This window comes from Martinezella lusitana, assembly GCF_010668395.1.
Taxonomy (GTDB): Bacteria; Pseudomonadota; Alphaproteobacteria; order Rhizobiales; family Rhizobiaceae; genus Rhizobium; species Rhizobium lusitanum_A.
Window position 1 is genome coordinate 80,472 of sequence record NZ_WUEY01000009.1, and the last position, 16,333, is coordinate 96,804.

General features: G+C 61.4%; 15 protein-coding genes. 11 read left to right on the forward strand and 4 right to left on the reverse strand.

The features are described 5' to 3' along the window. The first annotated feature begins 108 nt into the window (after window positions 1-108). Window positions 109-648: a recombination regulator RecX gene (gene recX / locus GR212_RS20025; RefSeq protein ID WP_432444384.1), complete on the forward strand. Its 540-nt coding sequence runs from the start codon at window positions 109-111 to the stop codon at window positions 646-648. Between the two features lie 103 nt (window positions 649-751). Continuing rightward, window positions 752-1,327, forward strand: coding sequence for a DUF922 domain-containing Zn-dependent protease (locus GR212_RS20030; protein WP_163988637.1), 576 nt, complete (start codon window positions 752-754; stop codon window positions 1,325-1,327). A 55-nt stretch (window positions 1,328-1,382) separates the two neighbouring features. Here the strand turns inward: GR212_RS20030 and GR212_RS20035 are convergent, their stop codons facing one another. Then, a complete protein-coding gene (locus tag GR212_RS20035; RefSeq protein WP_163988640.1) occupies window positions 1,383-2,108 on the reverse strand; it encodes a ribonuclease activity regulator RraA in 726 nt (241 codons plus the stop codon). A gap of 18 nt (window positions 2,109-2,126) precedes the next feature. Further along, a complete protein-coding gene (araD, locus tag GR212_RS20040; protein ID WP_163988642.1) occupies window positions 2,127-3,863 on the reverse strand; it encodes an L-arabinonate dehydratase in 1,737 nt (578 codons plus the stop codon). A 212-nt stretch (window positions 3,864-4,075) separates the two neighbouring features. Between araD and GR212_RS20045 the strand changes: the two genes are divergently transcribed. The 5 genes from GR212_RS20045 to nadC all read left to right on the forward strand — a co-directional run bounded on the left by GR212_RS20045 (window position 4,076) and on the right by nadC (window position 9,217). Continuing rightward, window positions 4,076-4,768, forward strand: a complete 693-nt coding sequence (locus GR212_RS20045) for an FCD domain-containing protein (RefSeq protein ID WP_163988644.1) — start codon at window positions 4,076-4,078, stop codon at window positions 4,766-4,768. A gap of 108 nt (window positions 4,769-4,876) precedes the next feature. After that, entirely contained in the window at window positions 4,877-5,779 is a 903-nt protein-coding gene (locus GR212_RS20050) for an NUDIX hydrolase (RefSeq protein ID WP_163988646.1), read from the forward strand. Between the two features lie 69 nt (window positions 5,780-5,848). Further along, complete coding sequence (gene nadA, locus GR212_RS20055; protein ID WP_163988648.1) at window positions 5,849-6,820, forward strand: quinolinate synthase NadA; 972 nt, start codon at window positions 5,849-5,851, stop codon at window positions 6,818-6,820. After that, complete coding sequence (locus GR212_RS20060; RefSeq protein WP_163988650.1) at window positions 6,817-8,358, forward strand: L-aspartate oxidase; 1,542 nt, start codon at window positions 6,817-6,819, stop codon at window positions 8,356-8,358. Before nadA ends, GR212_RS20060 begins: the two co-directional genes overlap by 4 nt. 1 nt (window position 8,359) lies before the next feature. Next, window positions 8,360-9,217, forward strand: coding sequence for a carboxylating nicotinate-nucleotide diphosphorylase (gene nadC / locus GR212_RS20065; protein WP_204326670.1), 858 nt, complete (start codon window positions 8,360-8,362; stop codon window positions 9,215-9,217). Between the two features lie 41 nt (window positions 9,218-9,258). Here nadC and GR212_RS20070 read toward each other — a convergent pair whose 3' ends face one another. Further along, window positions 9,259-10,035, reverse strand: a complete 777-nt coding sequence (locus tag GR212_RS20070; RefSeq protein WP_163988652.1) for an SDR family oxidoreductase — start codon at window positions 10,033-10,035, stop codon at window positions 9,259-9,261. Between the two features lie 218 nt (window positions 10,036-10,253). After that, on the reverse strand, window positions 10,254-11,114 hold the full coding sequence (locus GR212_RS20075) for a MurR/RpiR family transcriptional regulator (protein WP_163988654.1): 861 nt from the start codon (window positions 11,112-11,114) through the stop codon (window positions 10,254-10,256). A gap of 236 nt (window positions 11,115-11,350) precedes the next feature. Between GR212_RS20075 and murA the strand changes: the two genes are divergently transcribed. The 4 genes from murA (at window position 11,351) to GR212_RS20095 (ending at window position 16,290) form a co-directional block, all read left to right on the forward strand. Next, window positions 11,351-12,607, forward strand: coding sequence for a UDP-N-acetylglucosamine 1-carboxyvinyltransferase (gene murA / locus GR212_RS20080; RefSeq protein WP_163988656.1), 1,257 nt, complete (start codon window positions 11,351-11,353; stop codon window positions 12,605-12,607). After that, window positions 12,604-13,494: an N-acetylglucosamine kinase gene (locus GR212_RS20085; protein ID WP_163988658.1), complete on the forward strand. Its 891-nt coding sequence runs from the start codon at window positions 12,604-12,606 to the stop codon at window positions 13,492-13,494. Before murA ends, GR212_RS20085 begins: the two co-directional genes overlap by 4 nt. A gap of 270 nt (window positions 13,495-13,764) precedes the next feature. Continuing rightward, entirely contained in the window at window positions 13,765-14,688 is a 924-nt protein-coding gene (murQ, locus tag GR212_RS20090; RefSeq protein WP_163988660.1) for an N-acetylmuramic acid 6-phosphate etherase, read from the forward strand. Window positions 14,689-14,769: 81 nt separating this feature from the next. Continuing rightward, window positions 14,770-16,290: an ABC transporter substrate-binding protein gene (locus tag GR212_RS20095; protein WP_163988662.1), complete on the forward strand. Its 1,521-nt coding sequence runs from the start codon at window positions 14,770-14,772 to the stop codon at window positions 16,288-16,290. Window positions 16,291-16,333 lie beyond the last annotated feature (43 nt).

The window sequence follows — 16,333 nt, forward strand, 5'->3', positions numbered from 1 at the left end:
GCACACCATAGTCAATCATCCCATGATTACCAAGCGCATTCGTTGCCTGGATAACGCGGCTCGCGTAAAATTCTCCGTGATGATTCCTTTTTTTGCCGATTGCCTTTCTTGATGGATGAAACGCCGACAAGCCGCATGCTCTCGTGGGCACGCAACTCCACCATCTATCGTCTCGAACGCCGGATGATGACCGAGAAGCAGCTCTCCGAGGCGATCGCCAAAAAGGCGAAACAGAAGTTCGAGGATATTAGCGACGCGCAGATCAAGGCGCTGGCCGATTTTGCCGTGAAGTTCGCCTATGAGCTGAAAGTGCTCGACGATGTGGCCTATGCCGAGATCAGCACACGCTCGGCGGTTCGCTCCGGCAAGTCGAAGAAAGCTATCGCTTTCAGGCTGGCGTCCAAGGGCATAGATGGCGAGACGGTCGTCGCGGCGGTAGGGGATGTCGATGACCTCCATTCCGCCGTCATCTTTGCCAGAAAGCGTGGGTTTGGGCCTTTCCGGCGCGGCGACCTTGACGAGAAGCGCAAGGCAAAGGAATTGTCCGCCTTCGCCCGCAACGGCTTCAGCTTCGCCATCGGCAAACGGGTTTTCGAGATGGAGCGAGAGGACGCCGAGGAGGTGTTGTACTCTGCTTCGGCATTCTGAGGCCTGACATTCATTGAAATAGCCAGGATCACCAGCTAGCTTGCAGCGCTTGGGCGTGGTGCGCATGGGGACGTTCGTGAAATCAGCTATTGGATTGCCGGCGATGGCACTTGTGATCGCTTTTATGCCCATGACGGCGAATGCCGATTGGCAGCCGGTCGAGATCATCAAGACCTATTCAATTACCGGGACATCCGGCGCTCAACTCTACGATTCGATCGGCGAGCGCGGTCCGTTGCTCGGACCCAAGGTGAGGGCAATTGCCCATACCGATTTCAAGCTGACGTGGACACGGAAATACGAGCCGCGACCGGACGGCGCCTGCACGATCACCGTCAACATCCCGAAGCTGGTCATCACCTACACCTTGCCGAAGCCCGCCGGGCGTTTGCCGGCGCAGACCCGCAGCAGCTGGCAGAAATTTATTGCCGGCGTCGAGGCGCATGAGCGGGTTCATGGCGGATATATCAAGGACATGGTCAAGGAAATCGAGGCCATGAGTGTCGGTTTTTCCGTACCCGATGATCCGAAATGCAGCAGGATCCGCGTCGAATTGACGAAGCGTCTCGGCGAGATTTCCAAAAAGGAACGGCAGCGAAACGTCGATTTCGACAAGGTCGAGTTCAGCGACGGCGGCAATCTTCAGCAGCTCGTGCTCAAGCTGGTGCGCGAGGAATAGGCGCTGACAAACGCAGCCGGTCGCGTACTCCCCGCTGCGTTTGTTCGAAGCCGGATCAGCGGCCCTTCCGTTTCCGCCATTCGGCAAATTTCAGTTTTGGAGCGTTGCTGGTCGCCGGGTAAAGGCCAATGATGGTGGCGCCGTTCAAGACCTCTTCGGTGACGAAGTCCTCATAGGCCGTCATTTCCACCGTCTCGTCGGCAATTTCGTCGGCCAGATGCGCGGGGATGACGATGACGCCCTCATTGTCGCCGACGAGTACGTCGCCGGGGAAAACCGCCACATCGCCGCAGCCAATCGGGCCGTTGATTTCGATGGCCTGATGCAGGGTCAGGTTGGTCGGGGCGGACGGGCGATGATGATAGGAGGGGATGTCGAGGGCGGCGATTTCGGGGCTGTCGCGGAAGCCGCCGTCGGTGACGACGCCAGCTACTCCGCGCACCTGCAGCCGCGAGACGAGGATGGAACCAGCGGAGGCGGCGCGCGCATCCTTGCGGCTATCCATGACCAGCACGAAGCCGGGCGGGCATTGTTCGACGGCAGCACGCTGTGGATGCTCCGGATTGCGGAAGACCTCGAGCGTGTTGAGGTCTTCGCGCGCCGGAATATAGCGAAGGGTGAATGCCTGTCCGACCATGTTTGCCTTCTTCGCCGAGAGCGGACGGACATCCTGGATGAACTGGTTGCGCAAGCCTCGTCTGAAGAGGGCGGTCGCGATTGTCGGCGTCGCCACTCCTATAAGCTTGTTGCGCGTCTCATTGCTCAGCACGTAGTTGCTCATACGATAGATCCTTTGCAATCAATAGATATCTGGTTCGCCCGGCGTCGGGCCGAAATCGGTTTCCAGGAAGTCGAAGTCGCAGCCGGTATCGGCCTGCGCAACATGGCGCGAAAACATCCAGCCATAGCCGCGGCCGAATTTTTCCGCCGGCCTGACCCAGGCTTCGCGCCGGCGCTGCAACTCGTCTTCGTCGACAAGCATGTCGATGCGCCGCGCTTCCAGGTCGAGACGAACGATATCGCCGTTGCGCAGCAAAGCCAGCGGACCACCAACATGGGATTCGGGCGAGACATGCAGGATGCAGGCGCCGTAGCTGGTGCCGCTCATGCGGGCATCGGAAAGACGTAGCATATCCCTGTGGCCTTTTTTCAGGAGCGCCTTCGGGATCGGCAGCATGCCCCATTCGGGCATACCGGGCCCGCCCTGCGGGCCGGCGCCGCGCAGCACCATGACGTGGTCCGGCGTGATGTCGAGATTTTCGTCATCGACCGCCGCCTTCATGTCCGGATAGGTATCGAAAACCAGCGCCGGTCCCTGATGCTTGTGGAAACGCGGGTCACAGGCGGCAGGCTTGATGACGGCACCCGTCGGTGCAAGGTTGCCCTTCAGCACCGCGAGCGAACCCTCGTGATAGACCGGATTGTCGAGCGAGCGGATTACGTCGTCATTATAGCATTTGGCACCTTCCAGTGTTTCTCCAAGCGTAATGCCGGAGACGGTCAACGCCGAGAGGTCAAGCTTGGAGGAGAGCTTTGCCATCAAGGCTCTAAGGCCGCCGGCGTAATAGAAATCCTCCATCAGATACGTCTTGCCGGTCGGCCTGATATTGGCAAGGACCGGCGTGGTGCGTCCGGCCCTGTCGAGGTCGTCGAGCGAAAGAGCGGTTCCGGCTCGCCGCGCCATGGCAATCAGGTGCACGACGGCGTTGGTGGAACAGCCGGTCGCCATCGCGACGGCGACCGCATTGTTGACGGCCGCCTGGGTGACGATCTTGGACGGCACAAGATCTTCCCAGACCATCTCGACGATACGCCTGCCGACGGCCGACGACATGCGAATATGATTGGCATCCGGTGCGGGTATCGAGCTTGCGCCGGGCAGGGTCAAGCCGAGCGCCTCGGCGATCGCCGTCATGGTGCTCGCCGTGCCCATGGTCATACAGTGGCCGTAGGAACGGGCGATCCCGGCCTCGACATCGACCCATTCCTTCTCGGAGATGGTTCCGGCGCGCCGTTCGTCCCAGAATTTCCAGGCGTCGGAACCTGAGCCCAGATATTCGCCGCGATAATTGCCCCGCAGCATCGGGCCGGCAGGCAGGTAGATCATCGGCAGCCCCATGGAAAGCGCGCCCATGACGAGGCCAGGCGTCGTCTTGTCGCAGCCACCCATCAGGACGGCACCATCCACCGGATGCGAGCGCAGAAGCTCTTCCGCTTCCATTGCCAGCATATTGCGATAAAGCATGGTCGTCGGCTTCACATAGCTCTCGGAGAGCGACAGCGCAGGCAGTTCCAGGGGAAAGCCGCCGGCCTGCAGGATGCCGCGCTTCACGTCCTCGACGCGGTGCTTGAAATGGGCATGACAGGGGTTGGCGTCGGACCAGGTGTTGAGAATGGCAATGACGGGCTTGTCCGTCCACTCTTCGGGTGCATAGCCCATCTGCATGGTGCGGGATCGGTGCCCGGAGCTTCTAAGGTCATCCGGCGCAAACCATCTGGCGCTGCGCAGATCCGACGGCTTCTTCCTGCTTTCCATGGTAATCGAGCCTTGTTTTCGCATGTGGATCGAACCGAACTTGCCTGTGCAGACGGTTGCTTCGGTATGCCCGTCCGGTCGCCCAATTCCTCACGGTTGATCCAATCCGGTGAAGCGGAGTTGGCAATGTCGGACTAAAGCACTAATGTATCAGTGCATCAAGTCACAAACTGTGCTTAATCAGCCCGGCGTTCCCATCAGAAAGGCTGCTCGTGAAGCTCAATCCGAAAGAATTCGCACTGGATCGATCCCGCCAGGTGGCGCCGCAGATCCTCGAAATCCTCAGGTCGCGCATTCTTTCCATGGGCTTGCCGCCGACGACCGTGCTGTCGCGGATGTCGTTGCAAAGCGAATTCAATGTCAGCCAGACCCCGGTGCGGGACGCCCTGATCCGGCTGGAAGAGGAGGGGCTGGTCGAGGTCTATCCGCAATATGCGACCGTCGTTTCGCGGATCGATATCCGCAACGCGACGCAAGCGCATTTCCTGCGGCTGTCGATCGAGCTCGAGGCTGTTTGTCGGCTGACGCTCAATTCGGCCGAGGAGACTGCGACCGCGCTGGAGGCGGTTCTGTTCCGTCAGAAGCGCGTGATGTCGCCGGAAACCTATGATCTCTTCGATTCGCTCGACAAGGATTTCCATCGGGTGCTTTACGAGCGGGCCGACATTCTCGGCTTGTGGTCGACGGTGAGGCGCCAGAGCGTGCATCTCGACCGGCTGCGCATGCTCAATCTGCCGATGCCGGGCAAGCTGGAGCAGATCATTGCGGATCACCAGGCGATCGTCGACGCTGTCCGCTCCGCCGATGCGCAGGTTGCCGTTGCCGCCTTGCGCAAGCATCTGTCCGGCACCTTGTCGATCATCGATCTCATCTGCGAGCAATATCCCGACTACGTGAGCCGGTAGTTCCGCGCTTTCGGGCCGTAGAGGGATGTGGAGGGTGCAGGCGACCACATTGGCTTGCGCCGCGCTTCGTGCGACAAGATTGGCAGGGAAACAAATCATGGAGTTCGCTTGACCATCGGACTTGCACATGCAGAGCTGATCGCGGTTCTGACGGCTGTCACGGGCGGCGATCCGAGGGTCATGACGGTGCGCTCGGGCGATGCCCTGCCATCCGGTCCGTTCGAGCTTGGGCATCGCACCTTGCAAAGCGGGTTGCGCGAATGGGTTCAGGAGCAGACGGCCCATCCGGTTGGCTATCTGGAGCAGCTCTATACGTTTGCCGATCGCGATCGAAACAATGAAATTCTCGGCGGGCGCACGATTTCCATCAGCTATCTGGGCCTGGTGCGCGAGCAGGCAGCACCCGGTGCCGGTGCGCCGGGCTGGCATGGCTGGTACGAATATCTTCCCTGGGAGGATCATCGGAGCGGCCGACCGCCGATCCTCGACGCCATCGCCGCTCGCCTCGCGTCATGGATCGACGGGGATGCGATGCGCCGCGGCCAACGCCGTCGCCGTGCCGATTTCGACTTCGGGCTGAGTGGTGCCGCCTGGAACGAGGATCTCGTTCTGCAGCGCTATGAACTGCTCTATGAGGCGGGGCTCGTCGCCGAGGCGGGCTGCGATATCAAGCACAATTTCGGTACGCCGATGTTCGCCGATCATCGCCGCATTCTTGCGACCGGCATGGCGCGGCTGCGCGCCAAGATCAAGTATCGCCCCGTCGTCTTCGAACTCATGCCCGAGACCTTCACGCTGCTGCAACTGCAGAAAACGGTAGAAGCGCTGGCGGGCCTCACTCTGCACAAGCAGAACTTCCGCCGGCTGATCGAGCAGCAGGAACTGGTCGAGGAAACCGGAGGCACGGAAAGCGAAACCGGGGGCCGTCCGGCCAAGCTTTTCCGCTTCCGCCGTGCCGTCCTCGAAGAACGCGAATTCGCCGGAACGAAATTACCGCTCTCCCGCAATTGACATATGCTCACTACGAGAATATCTATTTGCGCATAATATGCTCAAACTGAGTATAATAAGGAGCCGGTCATGAATCTTCCCGTATCCGCATCCTCTCTTTATGATCGCGTCAGCCGCGTCATCCCCAAGGCCGAATGGCTGACGTTTCAGGATGATGTCGAGGCGATCCTCGAACTGAAGCGACGACACAACGCCGTCATTCTCGCCCATAACTACCAGACGCCGGAAATCTTCCATGGCGTTGCCGACATTGTCGGCGACAGCCTCGCGCTCGCCCGCAAGGCCGTGGATGTGAAGGCCGATATCATCGTCCTTGCCGGCGTGCATTTCATGGCGGAGACGGCCAAGCTGCTGAACCCGGAAAAGACGGTGCTGATCCCTGACATGGAGGCTGGATGCTCCTTGGCGGAATCGATCACGCCCGAGGATATAGCCCTATTGCGTCAGGCGCATCCCGGTGTTCCCGTCGTCACCTATGTCAACACCTCTGCGGCCGTAAAGGCTGCCTCCGACATCTGCTGCACCTCGGGCAATGCCCGCCAGGTGGTGGAATCGCTCGGCGTGCCGAAAGTGCTGATGCTTCCTGACGAGTATCTGGCGCGCAACGTTGCACGCGAGACGAATGTCGAGCTCATCGCCTGGCATGGGCATTGCGAGGTTCACGAGCTCTTCACGGCGGACGATATCCGCCAGCTTCGCGAGAATTATCCCGGCGTGGCGGTGCTCGCTCACCCGGAATGCCCGCCCGATGTCGTCGAAGCGGCGGATTTCGCGGGCTCGACCGCCGTCATGTCCGACTATGTCGGCAAGAAGCATCCGTCGCGTGTCGTGCTTCTGACGGAATGTTCGATGAGCGACAACGTCGCGGTCCATCATCCCGAGGTCGAGTTCATCCGGCCCTGCAATCTCTGCCCGCATATGAAACGCATCACACTTGGCAATATCCGCAAGGCTTTGGAAGAAGGGCGGCATGAGGTGACGGTCGATCCGGCGATTGCCGCCGACGCCCGCCGTGCAGTGGAAAGGATGTTGGCGATATGAGCGAGATTCTCGAAGGACTGACCGGCCGCACAGTCATCGTCGGCAGCGGCCTTGCCGGGTTGATGACGGCGCTGACGCTGGCGCCCGAGCCGACCGTGATCGTCACCCGCGCCCTGATCGGTGCCGAGACCTCAAGCGCCTGGGCGCAGGGCGGCATCGCCGCCAGCATGGGGAAGGACGATAGCGCGGCCTTGCACCTCGCCGATACGCTCGCCGCCGGCGACGGGCTCTGCGACGCCACCGTGGCGGCAAGGATCGTCGCGGAAGCCCCGGCTGCCATTGCCGCCCTGGAACGGGCGGGCGTCGAGTTCGATCGCAATGATGCGGGGGAATTGTCCCTCGGCCTTGAAGCGGCGCATTCGCTCCGGCGCATTGTGCATTCCAAGGGAGATGGTTCGGGTGCGGCTATCGTGCGTGTGCTTGCCGAAGCGGTCGCACGCACGCCGTCGATCACCGTGCTTGAGGGCTACCAGGCGCAGCGGCTCTTGCTGGACGATCATCGTGTCGCCGGCCTGCTCTGCCTGACCGACAAGGGCAGCGTTGTGCTGCGATCCTCCCGCATCGTTCTTGCCACGGGCGGTATCGGCGGCCTGTTCGAGGCCACGACGAATCCGGTCGGCAATTTCGGCCAAGGCATTGCGCTTGCGGCAAGAGCCGGAGCGCTGCTTGCCGATATGGAGTTCGTGCAATTCCACCCGACGGCGCTCGATAGCTGCCGCCGTCCCCTGGCGCTCGTCAGCGAAGCGGTCCGCGGCGAGGGCGCTCTTCTTGTCAACGAAAGCGGTGAGCGCTTCATGGCGGAGGTGGAGGGTGCCGAGCTTGCGCCGCGCGACGTCGTCGCGCGTGCCATCAGCGCCGAAATTGCCCGTGGCGGCCGGGTTTTCCTGGATGCCCGCGATGCACTCGGCAACCGGTTTGCCACACGCTTCCCAATCATCGAAGCTCTCTGCCGCGAAGCGGGCGTGGACCCGGCGAGCGATCCTATTCCGGTGCGTCCGGCCGTTCATTATCATATGGGCGGCGTGGCAACTGACGAGAATGGCCGCAGTTCCGTGCCCGGCCTATGGGTCGTGGGAGAAGCGGCCTCCACCGGCCTGCACGGAGCCAATCGTCTGGCCAGCAACTCCCTGCTGGAGGCAGCAGTCATGGGGATGCGCGCGGCAGGTGACCTTGCGGGCGCTGATGCAGGCGCTGCAAGATTGCCGCATCGCCTTCCCGAGATGGTGGCGCCAGACCCTATGCCCGTCCGGCCGATTGTGTCGCGGCATCTCGGCGTCTTGCGCAATGCCGGTGCCATTCAGGGGGCGATTGCGGCTCTCCTGCCGCTTTACGAGAGTGACGGCCCGGCGAGCGATCCCGCGTTGGTCGCATTGTTGATCGCCGTCTTCGCGTCTCTGAGGACAGAGTCGCGTGGGGCCCACGCCCGCACGGATTTTCCGCTGAAGCTGCAATACGCGCAGCGACGCGTGATGAACCTTTCCGACGCACTGGATATCGCCAGGTCCGTCATCCCCTATTCCATCGCAAGGAGTGCCTGACATGACGCTTGCTCCCCTCCCGCGCCTGATCGTTGAACCGCTGGTACGCAATGCGCTTGTGGAAGATCTCGGTCTTGCCGGCGACGTCACGTCAACCGCCGTCATCCCTGCGGCGCATCGCTCCCGCGTCGCCATGGTCACCCGCCAAACGGGCGTCGTCGCCGGTCTCGATGCGTCCGAACTTGCCTTCCAGCTCGTCGATCCCACCATCGTCATGACCCGTCATGTCCCCGATGGCAAGAAAGTCGCAGCGGGAGACGTCATCGCAACGATCGAGGGGCCTTCCCGCGGTCTGCTGACGGCAGAGCGGACCGCACTCAATTTCCTCGGCCATCTCTCCGGCATCGCCTCCGTGACGGGCGGCATTGTCGAGGCGATTGTCGGCACGAAGGCGTCGATTGTCTGCACCCGCAAGACCACGCCGGGTCTCCGGGCTCTGGAAAAATATGCCGTGCGCGCCGGCGGCGGCATGAACCATCGTTTCGCGCTTTATGATGCGGTATTGATCAAGGACAATCATGTCGCCATTGCCGGCGGCATCACCGAGGCTATCCGCCGCGCCAAGGCCGGTGTCGGGCATATGGTCAAGATCGAGGTCGAGGTGGATACGCTGGAACAGCTACGCGACGCCATGCAGGAAGGTGTCGATGCGGTATTGCTTGACAATATGACGCCGGACCAGTTGCGTGAAGCGGTCGATATCGTCGGCGGACGGGCAATCACCGAAGCCTCGGGCCGTATCACCCCGACAACCGCTGCCGCGATCGCTGCCTCTGGCGTCGATCTCATATCCGTCGGCTGGCTGACGCACAGCGCGCCGACGCTCGATATCGGGCTGGACTGGAAGGCGGCGGCCTGACGAAAACGCCACAAAAGCGCGCAGGTCGTCGGCTTGGTGTTTCAGACGACGACCGGCACCTGCGCGCCGTCCATGCTGATCACCACCCCGGTAACGTAACTCGCCCTGGCCGAACTCAGGAAAGCGACAACATTGGCGATGTCGGCCGGGCTCGCCATTCGGCCGATCGGGATGCGCTTCAGAGCATCGGCAAGCGCTTCCTCCTGCGTTGAACCGCTGGCTTTCGCCGCCGCCTTCAGGCCTTCCGCCACACGACCCGTTTCCGTCAGGCCAGGGTTTAGGCCGACGACACGCACGCCTCTGCCGGCATAGGCATTGGCAAGCCCGACGCTTGCGAGCATCAAGGCGGCATTGGCCGAACCACCGGCCAGATGGAAAGGCGAAGCAATCTTGCCGCCGTTGCCGATGACATTGATGACGGCACCCGACCCGCGCGCGCCCATGCGCTTGATGACGGGATCGATGGCGTTGATGTAGGAGAAATACTTCGCATCCATCGCAGTGCGCCAGATGGCCGGCGTCAGTTCGTCTGCCGGCGTGCGCGCTGCGGCACCCGCGCTGTTGACGAGGATATCGATCGGGCCGATATCTGCCTCGACCTTGTCAACGACCGCAAGTGCCTGCGCGTCGGATGTCAGGTCGGCTGTATAACCGCGCGCACCCGCAAGGCCGGAGAGGGCGGTATCGATGTTGGACTGGGAGCGCGAGCAGATCGCGACCCGCGCGCCTTCCTGCAGGAAGAGTTCGGCGCAGGCATAGCCGATGCCTTTCGAGCCGCCTGTGATCAGTACGACTTTATCCTTGAGGCCGAGGTCCATGAAATCTCTCCGGTATGATTTGCCAAGGGGCGCCAAACTACGTCCCCAAACCATTGCCGTACAGGGCCGCTGTCGTCACAGCTTGTTTACCGGTTGCCGGCTTTTCGGCGGGGTGCTGCGGCAAAGCCAAGAGAAACGTACGGCAATTTTCCGTCACGCAATTGCGTGAGAACAACGAGATAGAGTGGCGCAGAGCTTCGGTGAAGAGCTCGGTCGCTCTATGAAAGACGTTTGGCCTTCAGCACGGAAACAGCCGTTTCGCTGTTATGGACATAGTCGTTGGCGTCGGGCTGACGCTGCACCAGCAGGATAAACAGCAAGTCGGTCAGCATCAGCTGTGCGTCGCGGGCGGTGATCGCCGAGGAGCGGACGCGATCCTCGTCGCCGACGGTATGGAGGCAGATGTCGGCGACGTGGGTGAGCGGGTTGTCCTGTAGTCCGGTGACGGCAATGACGGTTGCTCGGCGCTGACGTGCCAGTTCCGCAATCCGCAGGGTCTCGATACTGGCGCCGGAATAGGAAAGAGCAAAGAGAAGGTCGTCCGGACCCAAAGTCGACGCGTTGGCCATCTGCACATGGCTGTCACTGTCATGCAGCACATTGCGTCCGAGCTTCATCAGCTTGTAGGAAAAGTCGCGGGCGACCAGGGACGAAGCGCCAACGCCCGCCAGATGGATACGCCGGGCATCGTGAAGGGCTTCGAGCGCCTTTTCGATGTCGGTTTCGTTGTTGACCGAGATGGTCTGCTGCATCGCCTGCATCTTGCTGCCGAGCAGCTTCTGCAGGATCGTAAGGTAACCGTCGCCGACCTCGATGGTGCCGTGGATCATGCCGGCGGGCGCCTGCCACTCCTGCGCCTTGGCTTCACTGACGGCAAGCTTCAGTTCCTGATAGCCGGCATAGCCGAGCTTCTGACTGAATTTGACCACGCTCGACTGGCTGCGACCGGTTTCAGTCGCCAAGGCCGCGGAGGACAGGCGTAGCATCTGCTCGGGATTGTCGATGATGAACTGCCCGATCTGGCGATCGGCGGGAGCCATGGTTTCGAGCTGAGCGCTGATTTTTTTTAAGATCGACATCTGATCCTTTGGGGTCCCTTCGAGCCATCGGCATCAATTTACCGGCCGACACGAGCACGACGGAAAATAGCCTCCGGTTCCCGCTCGCAAACGTCCGTGCTGCTATTCAACATTATCACAACAATTTGGAATAAAAAATTCCAATTCCCGTTGACAGTATGGAATGGTCGAATAGTCTTTGCAGGATGAGCGACAGGCTCCGGCTGTTCTCGTTTTTTCCTCGACGGATTTTCATTATGGACAAACTTCGCATCTCCGGCGGCAGACGGTTGCAGGGCGCGGTCACCATCGCCGGCGCAAAGAATGCCGCATTGCCGCAGATCGCCGCAGCGCTCCTGAGCCCGCATCCGTTGGAACTGACGAACCTGCCCTTAGTGAGTGACGTCGAGAACATGCTGGGCGTCATCGCCCTGCACGGTGCCGAAATTGTCCGTGGGCCGCATGGCACGACGATCGATGCGCGCGACCTCGTCTCCAAGGAGACCTCCTACGATACCGTCAGGCGCATGCGCGCGACCGTGCTGGTGCTCGCGCCGCTGCTGGCTCGCTTCGGCCATGCGCGTGTTTCCCTCCCAGGCGGCTGCGCCATCGGTGCGCGGCCTGTCGATATGCACATAAAGGCGCTATCGACGCTGGGTGCCGATATCGCGATCGAAAGCGGCCTGATCGTGGCTTCGGCTCCGAACGGGCTGAAGGGCGCGCGGATCGTGCTGAGCTCGCCATCCGTCGGCGCGACGGAAACGGCCATGATGGCCGCCTGCGCGGCCAAAGGCGAAACCGAGATCCTGAATGCTGCCCGCGAGCCGGAAGTCGCCGATCTCGCGGCCTGCCTCGGCGCCATGGGCGCGCGGATCGAAGGGGCGGGGACGCATCGTATTCTTATCGAGGGCGACACGGGCTGGCATCCTGCCAGGCATCACGGCATCCCTGACCGCATCGAGGCCGGCACCTATGCGGTGGCGGCTGCCATCACCGGCGGGCAGTTGGAGCTCATTCATGCCCGCCTGGAGAATCTGGCCTCCGTCGTCCAGGTGCTCGAAGCCATGGGCGTCAGCGTCTGGCCGAGCGATCGCGGCCTGGTCGTCTCCAGGGACGGTCCGCTTAAGGGAGCCGATATCACCGCGGAACCTTATCCGGGGTTTCCGACGGACCTGCAGGCGCAGTTCATGGCCCTGGCCTGCTGTGCCGAAGGCGCCTCGCTGATCCGCGAGACAGTGTTCGAAAACCGCTTCATGCATGTACCGGAGCTGATGCGACTTGGCGCCAACATCACCCTGCAGGGCACAACGGCGCTGGTTCGCGGCGGTGCGCCGCTCAAGGGCGCGCAGGTGATGGCAACGGATCTGCGCGCGTCCGTTTCGCTCGTTCTGGCCGCGCTCGTGTCGAAAGGCGAAACCATGGTCAACCGCCTGTATCACCTCGATCGCGGCTACGAGCAGCTGGATCGCAAATTGCGCCTCTGCGGCGCCGATATCGAACGGTTGACCTCATGACTGCAACATCGGGAGGCGCCGTTTATTTCCTCGGCATCGACGGCGGCGGCACGGGTTGCCGGGCGCGCATCGAGAACGCAGAAGGTACGGTTCTAGGCCAGGGATTGTCCGGGCCGGCGACCACCCGTCTCGGGATTGCTGAGGCATGGGCATCGATTTCGCGCGCGTTCGATGCGGCCATCGAGGAGGCGCAACTGGGCGCCGGCGATCTTGGCCACATCCATGCCGGCGTCGGATTGGCGGGGATCGGCCGCAAGGGTGCACTTGCAGCTCTGAAGGCGATAGAGCATCCCTTCGCCAGCGTCGCTTTCATCAGCGACGGCGAGGGCGCCTGCCTCGGTGCGCATTCCGGTCGCGACGGCGCCATCGTCATTGCCGGGACAGGCTCCATCGGGCTCGGCCTCGTCGAAGGACGGCAATTGCGGGTTGGCGGCTACGGTTTTCCAATCTCGGATGAGGGCAGCGGTGCCTATCTCGGACTGAAGGTCGTGCAGCTTGCGTTGCGTGCGCATGATGGTCGCGAACAGAAGACGGCGCTGATGGCCGAGATCATGCAGCGCTTCCAGAATGATCCGATGGAGGCGGTCGCGTGGATGGATCGGGCATCGGCCACGGACTACGCGACATTTGCGCCCATGGTTCTGCGACACGCCGATCAGGGCGATCCCATTGCGCGGCGGATTGTGCAAAGTGCTGCCGGCCATATCGATACGCTGGTTCGTACCCTGTTTGACAAAGGAGCGCCGCGGGTCTGCCTGCTTGGTGGTCTCGCGAGCCCGCTTGAGCCCTGGCTTGCGCCCGATGTGCGCCGCCGCCTCAAGCCTGTCGACGGCGATGCCGTGTCCGGTGCGATCATTCTCGCAAGAAGGGCTGTCGGCGGGCGCTGACGATAAATCGGCGTCGATGATCTGTCGTAGCTGCGATGGAATATTTTATTCCTGTATGGATTGACGTTAGGAATAAACGGCCATAATGTTAACCTAGGTAAACAGGGAATGGACGTGGAACAAAGCCGAAAAGGCCATCCTGCGTCCCGGCTGACTTTGGTCATCCGTCTTGCTGACAACCGATCTTTGCTGCGGTGCGCCCGATATCAAAATGATCGAGCTCGCCACTTTGACCTATTGATATCGAAGCGTTATTTCGCGAGCAGGCCCATGACAGAGCAGAAGTTGATATCCGAGCTGGAGCAGTTGGTTTCCGAAGGACGCAACCCGAACACGATGCATATCGATCTGTTGCCGACCTTCGATATCCTGCGCGAGATCAATTATGAGGATCAGACGGTGCCGGTCGCCGTCGAGAAAGTGATTCCGGCAATCGCCGCCGCCGTCAATCAGATCGTGGCCGCCTTTCAGAAGGGCGGTCGGTTGATCTACATGGGCGCTGGCACCAGTGGCCGGCTTGGCGTTCTCGATGCGTCGGAATGCCCTCCCACCTTCAGCGTGCCGCCGGATATGGTCATCGGCCTGATTGCCGGCGGTCCGGATGCGCTAAGGCGTTCGATCGAAGGCGCGGAAGACGATCCCGAGCAGGGACGCCAGGCATTGGAAGAGGTCAGGCTGACCCGGGATGACGTGCTTGTCGGCATCGCCGTCAGCGGTCGCACGCCCTATGTCATCGGTGGCTTGAACTATGCCAAGAGCGTTGGCGCCTTTACGGTTGCCTTGTCCTGCAATCCGAATTCCATCATTGCCGGCATTGCCGATCTGGCGATCTCGCCGGTGGTAGGCCCGGAAATTCTGACCGGTTCGACGCGATTGAAATCCGGCACGGCGCAGAAACTCATTCTCAATATGCTCACGACGGCGAGCATGATCCGCATCGGCAAGAGCTATCAGAACCTCATGGTCGATGTCAGCGCCAGCAACAAGAAGCTGGTAGCGCGCGCCTCGCGCATCGTCATACAGGCGACGGGATGCACGCAGCAGGAAGCGCGTCGCGTGCTCGATCTGACGGGTAACGATGTCAAGCTTGCCATTCTGATGGAAATTACCGGGATGGGCATTGAAGACGCCCGCGCGGCATTGCAAAACGCTGATGGATTCCTGCGCAAGGCCATCAACGCCAGGACTGCTTGAGACAACCGCCGCGGCATGCCGCATCGGCAATCAATGGGCCAAAATCGGCCGGGGACATTTAAAAAATTTGGAGGACTGACAATGAAGAGGAATTTTGGAAAGAAGCTGATTTCCGGTGCAGCCCTGGCCGTGGGGCTCGGCCTGGCGACTGGCGCGATGCCTGTGGAGGCGGCGACGTTGCGCATGGCCTGGTCGCAGGATGCGACGGGCCTCGATCCGCACAAGCAGACGGCGTTTTCCTCCATCCGCCTGCTGGAACTGATCTACGAGCCGCTCGTGCGTCTCGACGGCAATCTGCAGATCGTTCCCGGCATTGCCGAAAGCTGGCAGTTTTCGCCAGACGCCAAGCAATTGACTTTCAAGCTCAACGCCAAGGCCAAGTTCCAGAATGGGGCACCGGTCACCTCTGCTGACGTCAAGGCGTCCTTCCAGCGCATTCTCGATCAGGCGACGGGTGCCGTCGCCCGCGCCAATTTCCTGTCGATCGCGAGCATCGATACGCCCGATGCCAATACTGTCGTTTTTAACCTGTCGCAGCCCGACGCTCCGATCCTGACCTCCATGACGAGCCTCAATGCGGCCGTCGTTCCGGCAAGCGAAATCACCGGGGGCACCATCGGCACGAAGGCGATCGGTTCCGGCCCCTTCAAGCTCGACAGCTGGGTTCCGAATTCCAAGGAAGTCCTGAGCGCCAACAAGGATTGGGCAGGCGGGGCTGTCGGTGTCGACGGCATCAATATCAGCGTGCTGCCGGACGAAACGGCGATCCTGGCATCGCTGCGCACCGGCCAGATCGATTTCGCGCTGCTGAACGATCCACTCGTTGCAACGCTGGTGCCGAAGGAGCCGAAGTTGCAGCTCACCCGCACGCCGGTCCTCTCCTACAATGTCCTGCAGCTCAATCCCTCGCGCAAGCCGATGGATCAGTTGGCCGTACGTCAGGCGATCTCCTGCGCCATCGACCGCAAGGATGTGATGGATACCGCAGCTCTCGGCGAGGGCAAGGTAACGGGGCCGCTGACGATGCCGCTTTACGCGACAGACCCGGGCAAGCTCTTCTGCTATACGCGTGACGTGGCCAAGGCGAAGAAGCTGATGGCAGACGCTGGCTTTGCCGGCGGCTTTTCCGCAACCGTGATCGCTGCAACCGGCGAACCGCCGACGGCGACGGCTGAAGCGCAGGTCATCCAGTCGCAGCTCGCCGAAATCGGCATCAAGCTCGACATCAAGGTGATGGAACTCAACGTCTACGTCGATACCTGGCTGAAGGGCAATTTCGACATGGCCGTTGCGCTCAACGGCGGCAGTGCCGATCCCTATTCGATGTATAACCGCTACTGGACGAAGACCGGCAACCTGCAGAAGGTCGCCAACTACATCGACGATACGCTCGACAGCCTGATGCAGCAGGGCCGCGCCGAGACCGATCCGGCCAAGCGCAAGGAAATCTTCGCGGAATTCGAAAAGCATATCGCCGAGGTCTCGCCCTGGATCTGGCTCTACACGGCCTATGGCTATACGGCTGAGCAGAAGAACGTCGAAGGCTTCGTGCCGACGCCGACCGGTTCGCTGTTCGGTCTGAGCAAGGTGTCGATCAAGTAACGACGACCGGGGCCTGGAGCATTTTCTTTTCAATCGATGTCAA

Excerpts from the sequence above, each read along its gene's own strand:
- araD (WP_163988642.1), bottom strand. The coding sequence starts at position 3,863 with ATGGAAAGCAGGAAGAAGCCGTCGGATCTGCGCAGCGCCAGATGGTTT.
- GR212_RS20035 (WP_163988640.1), bottom strand. The coding sequence starts at position 2,108 with ATGAGCAACTACGTGCTGAGCAATGAGACGCGCAACAAGCTTATAGGA.
- GR212_RS20095 (WP_163988662.1), top strand. The coding sequence starts at position 14,770 with ATGAAGAGGAATTTTGGAAAGAAGCTGATTTCCGGTGCAGCCCTGGCC.
- GR212_RS20075 (WP_163988654.1), bottom strand. The coding sequence starts at position 11,114 with ATGTCGATCTTAAAAAAAATCAGCGCTCAGCTCGAAACCATGGCTCCC.
- GR212_RS20085 (WP_163988658.1), top strand. The coding sequence starts at position 12,604 with ATGACTGCAACATCGGGAGGCGCCGTTTATTTCCTCGGCATCGACGGC.
- nadA (WP_163988648.1), top strand. The coding sequence starts at position 5,849 with ATGAATCTTCCCGTATCCGCATCCTCTCTTTATGATCGCGTCAGCCGC.
- murA (WP_163988656.1), top strand. The coding sequence starts at position 11,351 with ATGGACAAACTTCGCATCTCCGGCGGCAGACGGTTGCAGGGCGCGGTC.
- nadC (WP_204326670.1), top strand. The coding sequence starts at position 8,360 with ATGACGCTTGCTCCCCTCCCGCGCCTGATCGTTGAACCGCTGGTACGC.
- GR212_RS20070 (WP_163988652.1), bottom strand. The coding sequence starts at position 10,035 with ATGGACCTCGGCCTCAAGGATAAAGTCGTACTGATCACAGGCGGCTCG.
- murQ (WP_163988660.1), top strand. The coding sequence starts at position 13,765 with ATGACAGAGCAGAAGTTGATATCCGAGCTGGAGCAGTTGGTTTCCGAA.
- GR212_RS20030 (WP_163988637.1), top strand. The coding sequence starts at position 752 with ATGGCACTTGTGATCGCTTTTATGCCCATGACGGCGAATGCCGATTGG.
- GR212_RS20060 (WP_163988650.1), top strand. The coding sequence starts at position 6,817 with ATGAGCGAGATTCTCGAAGGACTGACCGGCCGCACAGTCATCGTCGGC.